The following is a 17,404-nucleotide window of genomic DNA, read 5'->3' as shown; positions in this document are numbered from 1 at the left end:
TTAACTTTAAATATATCATAACTCATTTTAAGGCTCTTTTGCAAGGGTTTATTTTCTTGTGCCTATTTTTATTGATAGGGTTTTGATTTCTAGTATTTGAGAGCTTATACTGTGAAGAACTATTTATACCTATTGATAGGGAATAGATTTTTCTAGTGAAATCTTCAAGGCGTAAACATCGTGTCTTAGAGATTTTTATAGGTAAAACATCTCTTAAAATGAATTAAAAGCCTTTTTCCAATAAAACAGTGTAAATATATTTTCAAATTCTAATAGTGACATTTTCATTGAATAAAACTTTATACTTTTACATGACATTTTCACTGACTATTGACATATTTTTTGTAAAAAAATTATAAAAAATTTAATATATTTATTTCATGATTATATGATCAGATATTAATACTTTAACGAAAAAAATATAAATAAATCTATTGACATTATGAAATCGGTTACATAAAATAAACATAACGGAGGTGTTCAATTAATTGAATATAGATTATTTAAAAAAACAAATTTCTGAAGATTATTTCAAACTATATCCTCATAGAGAACAAGATTTTGAGGAACTTTTAGATGAAATATTGAAGTACCATACCTATATGAAAGACGATTTGTTTATAACAAAGTCTCCAGAATGGATACATTCGCCTAATACGATAGGAATGATGTTGTATGTGGACTTATTTAATGGTGATATAGATGGTCTACTAAACAAAATATCTTATTTCAAAACTCTTAATATCAATTTGTTGCACTTGATGCCTTTAGTAAAATCAAGAAAAGGTGATAATGATGGAGGATATGCTGTAAGCAATTATAGGGAGCTTAATCCTAAGTTAGGGGACATGAATTCATTTGAAAATGCAATAAAAGTTTTTCATGATAATGGCATTCGAATTTGCATTGATTATGTAATTAATCATACTGCTGATGATCATGAATGGGCTATTAAAGCAAAATCCGGAGATAAAGAGTATCAAAATTATTATTTTATGTATGATGATTACACTATTCCTAAACAATATGAGGCTTATTTAAATTCTGTTTTTCCCAAAGTAGCACCGGGAAACTACACTTATGTTGAAGAAATTAATAAATGGGTTATGACAACTTTTTATCCATTTCAGTGGGATTTAAATTATAGAAATCCTAAAGTATTTAAAGCTATGGTTGCTAATTTATTGTTTTACGCTAATCTCGGAATCGACATGATTAGACTTGATGCGATTCCATATATATGGAAAACATTAGGAACTTCATGCAGAAATTTACCAGAAGTACATATCATATTGAGAATATTTAGAACTATATTGATGGAATACTCTCCTGCTACAGTAGTTCTTGGAGAATCTATAGTGGCACCAGAAATAATCGTAAAATATTTTGGAAACGACTCTAAATTAGAATGCGACTTACTTTACAACGCATCTTATATGGTTGAAATATGGAATTCTTTAGCAACGCGTGACGCTCGTCATATCCAAAATATGCCAATTTACAAAGGCAATAGATCGACTGAATGGATAAATTATGCTAGGTGCCATGATGACATTGGCTGGGGGTTAGATGAAATAAATTTAAGAAGGCTTGGATTTGACCCACTTGCTCACAAACAATTTCTTATCGACTTTTATTTGGGTAATTTTCAAGATAGCTTTTCTATTGGTGAATTATATGAATATGACCCAATAACGAAAGACGCTCGCAATTCAGGTACACTAGCCAGCCTTTCTGGTCTTGAGAAAGCTTTACTGGAAAGAGATAACTATAAACTAGAATTAGCTCTAAAGAGAATTAATTTGATAAATGCCCTAATTATATTTAGAAAGGGTATTCCAATGATATATAGCGGAGATGAAATTGGGTTATTAAACAATTATGATTATAAAAAGGACGAAGATAAGAAGCATGATTCAAGGTGGTTGCATAGACAAAAGTTTGATTGGGGAAAATTGAACAACATTGATAAATGCGATGCTTATGAGTATTTTATTTTTAACAACTTAAAGAAAATTATTAGTACTAGAAAAGAAGTGCTGGTAAACAATAGAATAATTGAAGAAAATATAATTTACTCTGATAATATACACGTATTGATTATAGAGCAAATAACAGAAATTGATGACGAAAATTTAATATTGATTTTTAATTTCTCTGAAGATAGGCAAATAGTTGAAACTCAGCAGCTTAAGAGACAAGGAGTGGAAAAACATATGGTTGAATTAATACAAGGAAAGGAGTTGAATTTTACAAACGAATATATACAATTAGGACCATATGAATTTTTAATATTAAAGGAAAAAAATAGTTGCAAAATTGAAACCGGTTACATATAATGTAATTAAGGTTAATAAAGTAGCACATTCAATTATTAAAGGGGGATAATGATGAAAAAGAGTTATTTAGTTTTATTTATGAGCTTAGTGTTAACGATTTCACTTTTATCGGGATGTACAACATCAAACAATGGAGATGATAAGTCAGTTGTGATTTATCAAAACAAAGTAGAAATAGGTGAACAACTTACTGCATTTGCTAAACAGTATGAAGAAGCAACAGGCAATAAGATTATTGTTAAGACAACTGGTGGAGATACACCTTATCAAGACAGCTTAAAGGCAGAGTTTCAATCAGATAGAGAACCAGATATTTTTGTAATCGAAGGAATGGGTGGTTATAATACTTGGGGATCAAAAATTATAGAATTTACAGATGATGAATGGATTGATTTAACTGATCTTGAATTTACCGTCGATGGTAAAGTATATGGATTTCCTGTATCTGTAGAAGCTTGGGGTTTAGCTTACAATAAAGACCTACTAGAAAAAGCCAATATTGATCCTGCTACTTTAACGAATATTGACGCATATAAAGATGCGTTTGCAAAAATTGATGCAATGAAAGATGACCTAGGAATTGATTCTGTGGTAGCTATGGCAGCTGGACCGGATATGAGATGGGTTACTGGGCTTCATAATTTTAATGGATATCTTTCAGCAGGCCTTCCATACGGAGATAGAACAGTTTTAGACAAGTTAAATAACGGCGAAGCTGACATGCAACGTTTGACTGAATATGCTGATTGGGTTGAATTATTATTCAAATATGCTGATAAATCAGTCCTTCTAACTGGAAATTACGATTCTCAAGTTGGCCAATTTGCAACTGGTAAGTCTGTGTTTATCCATCAAGGCAACTGGATAGATCCTTGGCTTGTTCAAAATGGTGTAGATTTTCCAATGGGTTTTGTACCTCATGCTTCTGTAAGTGGAGAACATAATGCAATATTTATTGGAGCACCATCATTTTATGTAATCAATAAAGATAGCAAAAATATAGAAGTAGCAAAAGACTTTTTAAATTATATGGCAACAACTGAAGAAGGCCATAATTATATGGTAAATGAGGCAAAAATGGTTCCTGCCTTTAACAATGTTACTATAAAACCAAGTACTCCATTGTCAGCTAATGTTACTGAATGGATGGCTAAAGAGAATGGAGCTTATACTTGGCTTCAAAATGATATGCCTGATGGATTTGGGATGGGTACTCTTGGACCAATCTATGAAAGTTATGCTAAGGGAGACATTGACAAACAAGGATTTATTGATCAAATACAAAAGGCAATTGAAGCATTAAAATAACTATGAAAGGGCAATATTGCCCTTTCATATATTTATATAAAGAGGTGTAACCATGAAAAGACAAACTAAAGATAAATTAGTATTCTGGCTATTTGTATCTCCAGCTTTGATTTCTTTTATAATTGTAGTAATAATTCCTTTTTTCATGGGAATATATTACTCGATGACTGATTGGCAAGCAGTTCCTGGAGTTGCAGTAAATTGGGTTGGTTTGAATAATTACAAGGCAATGTTTTCAGATTTAAAATTTCAATACTCACTAATCAGAACCTTTATTTTTACATTCATAAGTGTAATATCTATAAATGCAGTAGCTCTAATATTTGCTTTCCTAGTTACACGGGAGATCAAATTTAGGAATTTCTTTAGAGCAGGCTTTTTTGTTCCAAATCTTATAGGGGGATTGGTACTTGGATACATTTGGCAGTTTATATTTAAGAGTGTAGTTCCTCAGATTGGAGGTAGCTTGGGAATAGATTTTATAGAAAATTTATTGATATTGGCAGATCCAGATTTGACATTATTTGGGCTAATAACTGCTTTTACATGGCAGTATGCAGGATATATAATGATGATTTATGTTGCGGCACTCTTAAATGTACCTCAGGAATTACTTGAAGCAAGCGAAATAGATGGGGCTAATTCATGGCAAAAGTTTAGAAGCATTACTATGCCTATGATAGCTCAAGCATTTACTATAACTTCCTTTCTAACACTTGTAACATCATTCAAACAATATGATATTATAGTAGCTTTAACAAATGGTGGGCCGACAGACATATTTAAGGGTGAAGTAGTTAACTCAACTGAACTATTAGCAGTTCATATATATAATGTGGCTTTTAAATACAATAATATGGCTGAAGGACAAGCAAGAGCAGTAATTTTCTTCTTACTTCTTTCAGTTATATCTATAGCACAGGTATACAATAATAAAAAGAAGGAGATTGAGATGTAATGATTACAAAGAAAAATATTACAAAAGTATTGCTTGGTTTGATTACGCTGATATTGTTTTTAATCGTTTTGTTTCCCTTTTTTATAGTAATAATAAATTCAGCAAAATCTTCACTTGAAATTATTACCAATCCTATAGCGCTTCCAGATAGATGGGGACAATTAATTGATAATATAGTTAACATATGGACAAATCCAAGTATAAACTATGCTTCAAGTGTCTATGCATCAACTATAATAACTGTTTTATCTTTGCTCTTTATATCTGTTTTTTCGGCAATGGCTGCATGGGTACTTGTAAGGACTAAATCGAAACTGTCTAATTTTATATTTTTGATTTTCATTAGTGGACTAGTTATTCCATTTCAAGTGGTAATGTTTCCGCTAGTATCCTTATTTAGAATTATAGGAAATAACTTAAATATACAATTGTTGAGGTCTTATCAAGGTATGATATTTGCGTACATTGGATTTGGAGCACCACTGGCAGTTTTTATGTTTCATGGCTTTATTAAATCAATACCTTATGAATTAGAAGAAGCAGCATTAATAGATGGGTGTTCTAAACCAAGAATATTCTTTTCGATTATAATGCCCATATTAAAACCTATATTTGTTACTATCTGTATACTAAATGCTATCTGGATTTGGAATGACTTTTTGCTACCATCTTTAATATTGGGAATAGGACAACCATTACAAACAATACCTTTAGCTATATCAGCATTTGCTGGTTCATTTGTTAAGAAATGGGATTTGATTATGACAGCAGCACTAATGGCAGCTGCTCCAATAATCATCGGCTTCTTATTTGGACAGAAGCACATAATAAAAGGGATGGTATCTGGCTCTATTAAGTAACTACAAAGGAGTGAAACAATGAAACTTACTATAAAAGAAATTGCTGAAGCGGCAGGGGTATCAAAAGCAACTGTATCAAGAGTCTTAAACAATTCAGAGGCAGTAAGTGAAGAAACTAGGAGAAAAGTTCTAGAAATCATTAAAGAAACTAACTTTAGACCTAGTTCAGTTGCGAGAAGTTTATCATTAAAAAAATCACATTTAATTGGAATAATACTACCAGATTTGTCAAATCCAGTATTCTCCAAAATCATTGCAGGAGCTGAATCCTACATCAGGAATAGAGATTATTCATTATTAATTACTGCAACTGATTTTGATATTGATATGAAGATAAAGCATATCAACATCATGAAAGACAAGGGAGTGGATGGGTTGATTTTAGTTACTGATCATGGAAGCGAAGAGTTCCATAAGACATTGGTTGAATTTGAGAAACCTATTATAATGATAGGCTCAGATAGTTCACTAACATCTATTCCCTCGATAAAAATAGATAATTATAAAGCAAGCCAAGACGCCGTACAATATTTAATTGATATAGGTCATAAAAAAATAGCTATGATAAGAGGCCCACTATCTGATTATCACTCAGGAAAGAAAAGGTTTCTTGGCTATAGAGACAAATTAAATTGTTATGGTTATTATGATGAAAAGTTAGTTGAAGAGGGCTGGTATACATTTGATGATGGATACTCTGCAATGGAGACATTTATAAAAAAAGGGAACTTGCCAACAGCAATTTTTTGCGCTTCTGACTTACTAGCAATAGGAGCAATTAAATGTTGTATTGAACACAATATAAGAGTACCTGATGACATATCTTTCGTCGGATTTGACGATGTTGATTTAGCAAGAATGTATAATCCATCTCTTACAACAATTAGGCAACCATTTGAAGAACAGGGAGATTTAGCAATAAGGATAATGATTGATATGATTGAAAAAAATCATTCACTTAACAATGAAGAAGATGAAAAATTTATAACATCAATGAAATATCAGCTTATAGTGAGAGAAAGCACAAAAAATATAAAGTAGGTGTGATATGAGTAATATTCTTTGTATAGGCGAAATGCTAATAGACTTTATTGAAGAGAAGCCTTCACTAGTAAAAAGATTTACATTAAATCCTGGTGGAGCTCCTGCAAATGTAGCCCAAGTAATAGGAATACTTGGAGGAAAAGCTTTTATTATGGGGAGTGTAGGAAAGGACAGTTTTGGAAATGAAATTGAGAATGTTTTGATTAAAAACAATGTATCTAACAAATATTTAAGAAAAGTTGAAACTCCAACAACAATTTCATTCGTAACAATTGACGAAAATGGTGATAGAGATTTTATTTTTTACAGAGGAGCGGATAAAGATTTCGATTTATCACAAATTGAATTAAACGAATTCGCTGATTTTGATATAGTTCATTTTGGCTCTGCAACGGCATTATTAGAAGGAAAATTAAATAGTAGCTATCAAAGATTATTGGAAATAAGCTTAAAAGAAAACAAATTCATATCTTTTGATCCCAATTATAGAAACTTCTTTTGGAACAAAGAAAGGGAAAAATTTAAGAATTCTATTATGCCCTTTATTCAAAAATCAGATTTAGTTAAATTAAACGAAGAAGAACTACAAATAGTAGCAGAAAACGAATCCACATCTGAAGCGATAAATATATTGAGAGAAAGATTTAATACAACTTTTGCTGTAACACTAGGTAAAAATGGGAGCATAATTTTCAATAAAAATTATGAAATAAATATTGGAGCTGAAAAAATCAAAGCTATTGATACTACAGGAGCTGGAGACGGATATATAGGTGCATTCCTCTATAAAGTTGCTCAATTTGAAGATAAAAAAATGATATTGGCAGATAGGGATGAGATAATAAAAATCGCACATTTTTCAAATGATATCGCAGGGAAAATTTGTACTAGATATGGAGCTTTGACAGCTCTAATTGATTGATAGGAGAGGTTGTATATGGCAAATGTAAAATTAATAAATGTAAATAAAAAATATCCTAATGGGTATCATGCAGTTAAAAATGTTAATTTAGATATTGAAAACAAAGAATTTATGGTTTTGGTAGGACCATCTGGTTGTGGAAAAACAACCACATTGAGAATGATTGCTGGGCTTGAAGAAGTAACCGAAGGGGAAATATACATTGGAGATAAAATGATTAACGATGTTTCTCCTAAAGATAGAAACATAGCTATGGTGTTTCAAAATTATGCACTTTATCCTCACATGAGTGTTTATGACAATATGGCTTTTGGTTTAAAGCTAGCTAAAACTCCAAAGAAAGAAATTAATGAAAGAATCAATTGGGCGTCAGAAATCCTTGGCATAACAGAACTTTTGAAAAGAAAACCAAAACAATTATCTGGTGGTCAAAGACAGAGAGTTGCCTTAGGACGTGCAATAGTTAGAAAACCGCAAGTATTTTTGATGGATGAACCTTTATCAAATTTAGACGCAAAATTAAGAGTTCAAATGAGAGCTGAATTAATTAAATTGCATCGAGACCTAGAAACTACATTTATTTATGTTACACATGATCAAACAGAAGCAATGACTATGGGAACAAGAATATGTGTTATGAATAATGGAGAAATACAACAAGTAGATGATCCCCGTGTGATTTATAATTCACCAGCAAATTTATTTGTAGCTGGATTTATAGGGGCTCCGCAAATGAATTTCTTTGATGGGAACATAGTAGATGGCAAACTTTTAGACGTATATGGAGTTAAATATGAATTATCTGAAAGACTAAAACAATGTGTGAAAAATAAATCTCATGAGAATTCTAGAGTAATTGTTGGAATTCGCCCAGAGGATGTATTTATTTCCGAAAACGGAGAAGGATTAAAGGCAGCAGTAGAATTTACTGAATTATTAGGTAGTGATCTCAATATATATTTTAGACTGGATGGCAAACAATATGTTTTAAAAACTGACCATACTTCAAACTTAAAAATAGACGATGAAATAAACATAATATTTGACAAAGAAAAAATACATCTTTTTGATGTAGAAACACAAAAATCACTAGCTTATTGAAGGTGAGGCTTATGTATAGATACGAGGAAAAAAATTATGATCCATTATCACAATTAAAAAATGAGAGTATATTTATGGTTGGAAATGGATATGTGGGAGTTAGGGGAGCATTTGAAGAAGGATATCCTTCTGGAGATAGTATCAGAGGAAGTTATATAAATGGACTTTATGATAGAGTTGAAATGATTCATGCAGAAAAAGCTGTTGGATTACCTAAGGAATATGATAAACAGCCTAAAATAGCTGATACCCAAACCTGTATTGTTTATTTAGATGGAGAACCTGCGCAATTAGTTAATACTAAATATAAAAACTATAATAGATATATAGATTATGATAACGGGGAAACAGTAAGATCGTATGAATTTATTACGCGAAGCAATAAAAAGGCGTATCTTAAATTTAGAAGATTGGCTTCTTTCGTTTACTATAATGTAGTTACCTATAAAATAGAGGTAATATATGATGGAGAAATAGCTCTATTAAGCGTGATAGATGGAGATGTGACAACTTATGCAGATCCTAATGATCCTCGAATAAGTAGCGAACAAAAACAATTACTGAAAGTTAAAGATTTAGGTGAAAACGCAGATATTAGTTATTTACTCATGAATACAAGTAATACAAATTTGAGTCAAGCGACAATTGTTAAACATATCGTTTTGTCAGAAAATGAATACGCAATTGAAAACTCAATAAAAGAAACAAAAATTGAAACAATGATAACATCAAATTTTCATTTAACACTTGATAAAGTTTGTGTTTTTACTGATAGCTTAAGGTATGCAGATCCATTGAGATCAGCAAATGACATATTAGAGCATTTGTCATATGAAAATTACGAAACACTATTAGAAATACAGAAAAATTATTTACGCGATTTTTGGCATAATTCTGGCATTAAAATATATGGGAACGAAAATGATCAAAAATCGATTAGATTTATGCAATATCAATTATTACAAAATGTAGGAATTGATCCTTATTCTAACGTTTCGGCAAAAGGTTTATCTGGTGAGGGGTATGAGGGACATTATTTTTGGGATACTGAAATATATATTTTTCCCGTTCTTGTAGCAAATCAACCTCAAAGAGCTAAAAGTCTGCTTGAATACAGATACAATATTCTAGATAGCGCAAGAAATAGGGCATTAGAACTTGGACATAGAAAGGGAGCTGCTTATCCGTGGAGAACCATATCAGGTATTGAATGTTCAGGATATTTTCCGGCAAGTACTGCTCAATATCACATAAATGCCGATATTGCATATGCTTTTTACATCTATTATCTATACTCTGAAGATACAGTTTTTATGGTAGAAAAAGGCTTAGAAGTTATTTTTGAAACTGCGAGAATATGGTTACAAATAGGAAATTTTTCAGGAGATGTTTTTCATATTCATGAAGTAACGGGACCAGATGAATATACAGCAATAGTAAGCGATAACTATTACACAAATATGATGGCTAAGTTTAACTTAGAGAAGGCTTATGAGCTATATAATTATTTTTCTGAAATTGAAAATGAAACTATTTCAGAAAAATTTAGAGTTTTAATTGAAAAAATCAATTTATCCGAAGAAGAAATTAATTTGATGAAAAATGCATCGGATAACATTCTTCTATTATATGATAACAATCTAGGTGTTTATTCACAGGATTCTACTTTTTTGGAAAAACCATTGTGGGATTTAGGCTCTGATAAGAGGCCGTTATTGCTATATTATCACCCGTTAACTATATACAGATATCAAATTTTGAAGCAAGCAGATGTAGTATTAGCTCATCTTTTGCTTGAAGAGTATGCAGAGCTCGAGAAAATGGAAAATAGTTATAAATATTATGAAAACATAACAACTCACGATTCTTCTTTATCTTATTGTATCTATGGAATAATGGCTAGTAGATACGGATTTCTAGAGAAAGCTTATAATTATTTTATACAGTCTGTTTCTTTGGATATACACGACACTCACCAAAATACGAAAGATGGATTGCATTTGGCAAACATTGGGGGTACGGTTTTAAGTGTAATTCAAGGATTTGCTGGTTTAAGGTTAAGCGAAAATACGTTAATCCTTAGACCTAGTGTACCGCAGCAATGGCAAGGATATAATTTTAAAATTAACTATAAAGATTGTATAATTGAAATAGATGTAACTAATCAAATAAATATAAATTTACTAGAAGGAAATGAAATAACAATTAAAATATATGGACAGGAGTATTTAATTTCTAACGGCAACAATATTAATATTCCATTGCAGAGAGGAATGTGCCATGATTAAATTTAGTGGAACTGTATTTGATTTGGATGGTGTTATTACAGAAACCTCAAATGCACATTATGAGGCATGGAAAGAATTAGCCAATGAATTAGGATTTGATTTACCAAATGATGTACTCGACAAAATAAGAGGTATTCCAAGAATGGAAGCACTTGAAATTGTTTTGAGCTATAATGATAACGGTATTTTGTTAGATGAATCCAATAAAAAGAATTTAGCTGAAAGAAAAAATGAGATATATCTAGATAAGATAAAGAATTATTCTAGGAGAGATTTAAACGATGGAGTTATTGAATTACTTAATTTGCTAAAAAAGAATAACAAAAAAATAGCTTTAGCATCGTCTAGTAAAAATGCTGAATTTCTACTTAAAGCTTTAGAAATTTATGAATATTTTGACGCTGTTGTTGACCCAACTAGTGTTAAAAAAGGAAAACCTGATCCTGAAATCTTTATACGGGCTTGTGAATTAATAGAACTTGAACCCAATGAATGTATTGGCATAGAAGATTCCCAGGCTGGGATTGAAAGCATAAAAAGTGCAGGTATGATACCAATAGGAATTGGTAAACACCTCAAATGTGAAATAAAATTTGACAATATATTAGAATTTTATCAGTATTTATTGGAATTTCAAACACATGAAGATGATTAATTTGACTTATATTGGGAATATAATAATATATAATAACATTAATATTAATATACACTTATAGAAGGAGTGTTATATGTGCAAGATAGTGAATCGAATATAATAGGAAAACTTATACTAATTTTGTTCTTAACCTTAATAAATGCCTTTTTTGCCGCTTCAGAGATGGCAATTGTATCAATAGATAAGTACAGACTTACTAGTAAAGCTGAAGAAGGAGATAAAAAAGCAATTCTAATACTTGATATTTTACAAGAACCTTCAAAATTTTTATCATCAATTCAAGTAGGTATTACTTTTGCTGGATTTTTTTCATCGGCTTCTGCAGCTGTTAGCATATCAAAGTTATTGGGAGATTTTTTAGTTAAGTTTTCTATACCTTTTGCGCAAGATCTATCGTTTATTATTATCACTATATTGCTGTCATACATAACTCTAGTTTTTGGTGAGCTAGTACCAAAAAGAGTTGCTCTAAAGAACCCTGAAAAGTTTGCAATGGCGGTTGTCAAACCTATTTCTAGTTTTTCAAAGATTATGAAACCATTTGTAAATTTTTTATCATTTTCTACCAATAAAATATTGCAGATTATAGGATTTAATCAAAAAGACATTGAACAAAAAATTACGATTGAAGAAATTAGCTCATTGATAGAAGTTGGGCATGAACAAGGTGTTATTAATCCGATTGAGCGAGATATGATAAAAAGTGTAATAAGTTTTGACAACAGCAAAGCGTCTGAAATAATGACGCCTAGAACAGAAGTTTTTATGATTGACATTGATGACAACCTTAGAGATTATATTGATGAATTGTTAAATCTCAAATACTCAAGAATACCAGTATATAAAGGAGATATTGACAATATTATTGGGATTTTGTATTTGAAAGACTATTTACTTGAAGCATACAAGCATGGATTTTATGACGTGAATTTAATGGAAATATTGAGAGAACCATATTTTGTACCTGAAAATAAACCTATAGATGAACTTTTTATCGATATGAAAAGAAAGAAGATCCATATGGCTGTATTAATAGATGAATACGGAGGCTTCTCAGGAATTGTTACAATGGAAGACTTACTTGAAGAGATCGTGGGAGACATTGATGATGAATATGATTTTGATGAGCCTGACATTTTACAATTGTCAGAAAGAATATATATAGTTAGGGGCTCAACTTCTATTAAAGAATTAAATAATACATTAGACTTAAGTATAGATGATGAAAATGAATTATACGATACAGTAGGGGGATTTTTAATATATAAATTGGGCTATATACCTGAGGAAAACACTAAGCTATCTATTGCTGATAATGATGTTGTCTTTACAATAGAGGAAATAAAAGATAAAAAGATAGAGAAAGTAAGAATAGAAATATTAAAGCAAATGGAGAATAACACTTCAGAGACTAAATAGTCTCTGAAGTGATTTTTTTTAATTTGTGTACTAAAAGGTTTAGAGTTATTTATTCGAAATTTAGTTTTCTATACAAAAATAAAAGCGTTTAAAATAGCGATTAGTCAAACGATTAACAAACATTTCAAAATAATCAGAAAAATATATAGACAAATTCTATTATTTATATTAATATATTCCCATAGCAATGTACAACTATAATATATGACAGTGATAAATACTTATTAAGGAGGAATATCGATGGAAGGTAAAAAACGGGATAATTGGACCAGCAGTATAGGATTTATTTTTGCAGCAGCAGGTTCAGCGATAGGATTAGGAAATATATGGAGATTTCCTTATCTTGCTGGCGAAAATGGTGGAGGGGCTTTTATACTAATTTATTTAATTTTCGTAGTTTTAATAGGATTGAGCGTAATGATAGCTGAATTTACTATTGGTAGAAGAACGGAATTATCCGCAGTAGGTGCCTACAAAAAATTAAACAAGAGATTTACTTTTGCCGGAGTCATAGGGGTATTAAGTGCATTTTTAATCATGGGATTTTATCCAGTAGTTGGAGGTTGGTCTGTAGCTTATATAGTAAAATCTTTTACAGGGTTATTGGCTAATAAAGGAGCAATAGCTGAAAGCTTTGGAAATTTTATTACTAGCCCAATTCAACCGCTTATATGGATGTTAGTTTTTATGTTTCTGAATTTATTTATTGTGGCTAGAGGGATCTCATCTGGTATTGAAAAAGCAGGAAAGATTTTAATGCCTACATTATTTGTCTTGCTAATATTAATTTGTATTAGGAGCATAACATTGCCAGGTGCAAGTGAGGGATTGAAATTCTTATTCTATCCAGATTTTAGCAAGGTTACAGGAGAGACGTTTTTAAATGCTTTAGGGCAGCAGTTCTTTTCACTCAGCTTAGGTATGGGCTGCATGATCACTTATGGAAGTTATATTAGTAAACAAGAAAAATTGCCAAAGAACGCAGTAATAATTACTGCTTTGGATACACTAGTTGCTTTACTTGCTGGTATAGCAATATTCCCTGCTCTTTTTGCATTTGGATTACAACCAGATCAAGGGCCTGGTCTAGTATTTGTAGTTGTACCACAAATATTCGCAGAAATGGGAGCAATTGGACCTTTGTTGTCAGCAGTTTTCTTTATCGCTTTGACAATAGCTGCTTTAACATCATCAATATCACTGCTTGAAGTTGTAGTTGCTTATTTGATAGATGAAAGAAAATTTGGGAGAACTAAAGCAGTTATTTCTACTGGTGTAGTAATGACAATAATGTCAGTGCTTGCATCGTTGTCATTAGGTGCATTTCCAAACTTAAAACTCTTTGGTGTAGCAATATTTGATTTCTTTGATATAATAACAGATAAAATATTCTTAGCCATTGGTGGACTATTGATAGCAGTATTTGTTGGATGGTTTATGAACAAAGAAGATTTAAAAGATGAGTTGACAAACAGTGGAACAGCTGAATTTGGATTATTTAATTTGTGGTATGCTCTAATAAAATATTTAGTTCCTGTTGCTATAGCAGTCGTAGCAATACTGGGAATTTTATCAATAGAACAAACTAGCCTCATGATATTTGGATTATTAGTCATATTAGTATTAGCTATATTCTCAAAGAAATTATAAAGAAAAGCCACCCTACAATTTGAGGGTGGCTTTTGTTAATTTGTCTTAATGTTGTTAGTTATTGTGTATTTTGATTGTACAGTTTGATACCATGTTGGATATTGTTCTTGTATTTTTTGATCTTTTAATATATCTCTTATTTCTTCCTTAGAATCTTCTAATGTAGCTACCTTTGCTTCTTTCTTATCAGTTACTTTAATTATATGATAGCCATATGTTGTTTTAACGGGCTCACTAACTTCATTAACACCTAGTGCAAATGCTGCATTAGAGAATTCTTCAACCATTTCATCTTTAGTAAAAAACCCTAAATCCCCACCATTAGCTGCAGTTGCAGTATCTGTGGAATATTCTTTTGCCAAGTCCTCAAAAGATTCACCAGATTGAATTTTAGCAAGCACTTGTTTAGCTTCTTCCTCGGTATCTAAAAGTATATGGCTAGCTTTAACTTGTTCAGCTTGGTTGAAGTCATCTGTATTTTCATCGAAATAAGCTTTGATTTCATCATCCGTTATTGTGATTGAAGGCTCAATTAAAGCTTCTATACTTAAATTCATTTTTATATTTTTCAAGAATTCATCCTTTGTGTATCCATAGTAAGCCAAAGCTTGTTCCATTGTAGCTTCATCGCCATAAGATTCAATTGCTTTTTGGTATTCAGCATCTATCTGGTCTTGTGTAATTTCAATATTATTTTCTTTCAATTCTAACTCTATTATTTTTTCTAGTATCAATGCGTTTATTGCATCATCACCATTCTGGCTAACCAAATAATCATAAAACTCGTCTTTGGTAATTTTTACATCATTTACTTGCGCCACAACTTCGTCTGAGCCTGAATTACTACATCCTATCAATATGGAACTTAAAATACTAATAAGCAGTAGTAAAACAATTAATTTTTTTGGATTTAATTTCATTGTATTTCTCCTCTCATCAATTTATTACTATGTTAGTATAACATAAAAACAACATAAATCTATATATAATTTGTGAAAATTAGATGAAACTTAAATAACTGGGTATAAATATTAAAATAAAAATTCTAAGGGGTCTTTTTTATGTATTGTCTCGGGGATAGATTTAAGATTCATAAGAGAGAATATTCTATTATTGAAACTTTATTTAACAATGAGGGTATTATTTACGATTGTCTATTTATTAAATCAAGCGAAGAATTCAATGATTTATGCAAGTCGTTTTTAGAAGCTTCTGATTTTTTATATGAATATTCTGACACCCTTGATTATTATCAAATATACAATTTTGTGAATAATAATTCTAAAACAAATTACGTTATAAAAAATGATACGATTTATTCAATGGAACTAGTAACCATGAAAGACAATCATATAATGATCATAATTAAAGCTTATGACTTAAATTGTATATTTGAAGAAATATTTGGCATCAATACAAAGGAATTACCTTTTGCGTTTTATATTAATGACTTAAATTCAAACAATCCATTTTATGTTTCAAAGAACATTAATAGTCTAATTGGGATTAATAAGAATGAAATAAATGGTAGCTTTTTATATTTTACAAATAAATTAATAGATGAAGAGCATAGAAAATTTAGGACGAGCAAAATAGCGCAAGCAGTTGATGAAAAAAAGTGTTATATTATTAAATATGGATTGTTAAATGATTTTGGTGAACACAAGTGTTTGTTAGAAATTGGGATGCCATTTTTAGATTCACCAAATTATTTTAATCGTGCTATTGGAATTGTAATAGATTTAGCAGAAGTAGCGAAAAATGAAGTTGATGAGGAAAGCTTAGCATACGTTGATGAGGAAAGCTTAGCATACATTGATCAATTATCAAATACTTATAATAGAAATTACTTAGGAGTAGCAATAAAAAAAATAGATGAAGAAAGATACATGCCTTCCTCTATCATTTTTTCAGACATTGATGGACTTAAATTTGTCAATGACGGATTTGGACATGCATATGGCGACAAATTGATAAGAGATGTGGCAGCAATATTAAAGAATTCCACTAGAAATAGTGATATAATTATTAGAAACGGTGGAGATGAATTCTTAATTTTCCTTCCAAATACTGACAGTCAAGAATGCGACCAAGTAATTAATAGAATTAAAAATAACATTATTGTTTTTAACAATTTGAATCAATTAGATCCTATAAAAATTAGTCTATCAATTGGCGGATATACAAGAGATTCTTTAGAATTAAGTATTGAGGATAGCATCAGTAAAGCGGAAGACTTAATGTATACAGAAAAGCTAAATCAGAGAACAACTGTACAAAAGAATCATATCGAAGCAATTAAAGAAGTGTTACTGTATAAAGAACCAACATCATTTGACTTAAGTGAATTTTTTGATGCATTAATTGAGAAAGTTGGAGAAAAACTTTGTTGGGAACCAGAATTAATCGATATGTTAAAGGTACTATGCTCTGTTAACGATGTTGGCAAAATAACTATAGATTCTGAAATATTGAATAAGCCAGATAATCTTACGAAGAAAGAGTGGGAGGTTATAAAGAAACATCCAGAAATGGGTTATAGAATAGCTATGGCATCTAAGGAATTATCCAACCTAGCGGATTATATTTTATTTCATCATGAAAAATGGGATGGTACCGGATACCCAAGAGGAATTAGTGGAGAATCTATACCTCTATATTCAAGAATAGTTGCAATAATTGATGCATTTGACTCTATGATAAAAGATAAACCTTACAAAAAAAAGCTAACTATTGAACAGGCCGTTGAAGAAATACGTAAAAATGCTGGTTCGCAATTTGACCCATTTTTAGTTGATATTTTTATAGATATTATCAATAACGATTTTGAAAACAACTTATAAAATTTATTTGAGGATGT

Annotated in this window: 13 protein-coding genes; 12 read left to right on the top strand and 1 reads right to left on the bottom strand. The window is 30.7% G+C overall.

Features of this window, described 5'->3' with window-relative positions:
* The first annotated feature begins 488 nt into the window (after positions 1-488).
* From BO51_RS04980 to BO51_RS04930, 11 genes are all read left to right on the top strand, one after another.
* Entirely contained in the window at positions 489-2,339 is a 1,851-nt protein-coding gene (locus BO51_RS04980) for an alpha-amylase family glycosyl hydrolase (RefSeq protein WP_496484564.1), read from the top strand.
* 51 nt (positions 2,340-2,390) lie between these two features.
* On the top strand, positions 2,391-3,647 hold the full coding sequence (locus BO51_RS04975) for an ABC transporter substrate-binding protein (RefSeq protein ID WP_496484562.1): 1,257 nt from the start codon (positions 2,391-2,393) through the stop codon (positions 3,645-3,647).
* A gap of 52 nt (positions 3,648-3,699) precedes the next feature.
* Positions 3,700-4,605: a carbohydrate ABC transporter permease gene (locus BO51_RS04970; protein ID WP_496484561.1), complete on the top strand. Its 906-nt coding sequence runs from the start codon at positions 3,700-3,702 to the stop codon at positions 4,603-4,605.
* Positions 4,605-5,465: a carbohydrate ABC transporter permease gene (locus tag BO51_RS04965; protein WP_496484559.1), complete on the top strand. Its 861-nt coding sequence runs from the start codon at positions 4,605-4,607 to the stop codon at positions 5,463-5,465. The genes BO51_RS04970 and BO51_RS04965 overlap by 1 nt, the downstream gene beginning before the upstream one ends.
* 18 nt (positions 5,466-5,483) lie before the next feature.
* Positions 5,484-6,506, top strand: a complete 1,023-nt coding sequence (locus BO51_RS04960) for a LacI family DNA-binding transcriptional regulator (RefSeq protein ID WP_496484558.1) — start codon at positions 5,484-5,486, stop codon at positions 6,504-6,506.
* Between the two features lie 7 nt (positions 6,507-6,513).
* Complete coding sequence (locus BO51_RS04955) at positions 6,514-7,431, top strand: carbohydrate kinase family protein (RefSeq protein ID WP_496484556.1); 918 nt, start codon at positions 6,514-6,516, stop codon at positions 7,429-7,431.
* 15 nt (positions 7,432-7,446) lie between these two features.
* On the top strand, positions 7,447-8,532 hold the full coding sequence (locus BO51_RS04950) for an ABC transporter ATP-binding protein (RefSeq protein WP_496484554.1): 1,086 nt from the start codon (positions 7,447-7,449) through the stop codon (positions 8,530-8,532).
* Between the two features lie 11 nt (positions 8,533-8,543).
* A complete protein-coding gene (locus tag BO51_RS04945; RefSeq protein ID WP_496484552.1) occupies positions 8,544-10,820 on the top strand; it encodes a glycoside hydrolase family 65 protein in 2,277 nt (758 codons plus the stop codon).
* Positions 10,813-11,475 (top strand): beta-phosphoglucomutase, encoded by a 663-nt coding sequence (pgmB, locus tag BO51_RS04940; protein WP_496484550.1) that lies wholly within the window; start codon positions 10,813-10,815, stop codon positions 11,473-11,475. The genes BO51_RS04945 and pgmB overlap by 8 nt, the downstream gene beginning before the upstream one ends.
* A 75-nt stretch (positions 11,476-11,550) precedes the next feature.
* Entirely contained in the window at positions 11,551-12,894 is a 1,344-nt protein-coding gene (locus BO51_RS04935) for a hemolysin family protein (protein WP_496484547.1), read from the top strand.
* Between the two features lie 240 nt (positions 12,895-13,134).
* Entirely contained in the window at positions 13,135-14,544 is a 1,410-nt protein-coding gene (locus BO51_RS04930) for a sodium-dependent transporter (protein ID WP_496484546.1), read from the top strand.
* Between the two features lie 35 nt (positions 14,545-14,579).
* Here the strand turns inward: BO51_RS04930 and BO51_RS04925 are convergent, their stop codons facing one another.
* Positions 14,580-15,464 (bottom strand): foldase protein PrsA, encoded by an 885-nt coding sequence (locus BO51_RS04925; RefSeq protein WP_496484545.1) that lies wholly within the window; start codon positions 15,462-15,464, stop codon positions 14,580-14,582.
* A 141-nt stretch (positions 15,465-15,605) separates the two neighbouring features.
* Between BO51_RS04925 and BO51_RS04920 the strand changes: the two genes are divergently transcribed.
* The gene (locus tag BO51_RS04920; protein WP_496484543.1) at positions 15,606-17,387 is read left to right on the top strand and encodes a bifunctional diguanylate cyclase/phosphohydrolase; all 1,782 of its coding nucleotides are present in this window, start codon (positions 15,606-15,608) and stop codon (positions 17,385-17,387) included.
* Positions 17,388-17,404: the final 17 nt, after the last annotated feature.

The sequence above is a fragment of the Soehngenia saccharolytica DSM 12858 genome, from assembly GCF_059568515.1.
Note: the sequence above shows the minus strand (reverse complement) of the source record. Positions and strands in the feature narration are given on the sequence as shown.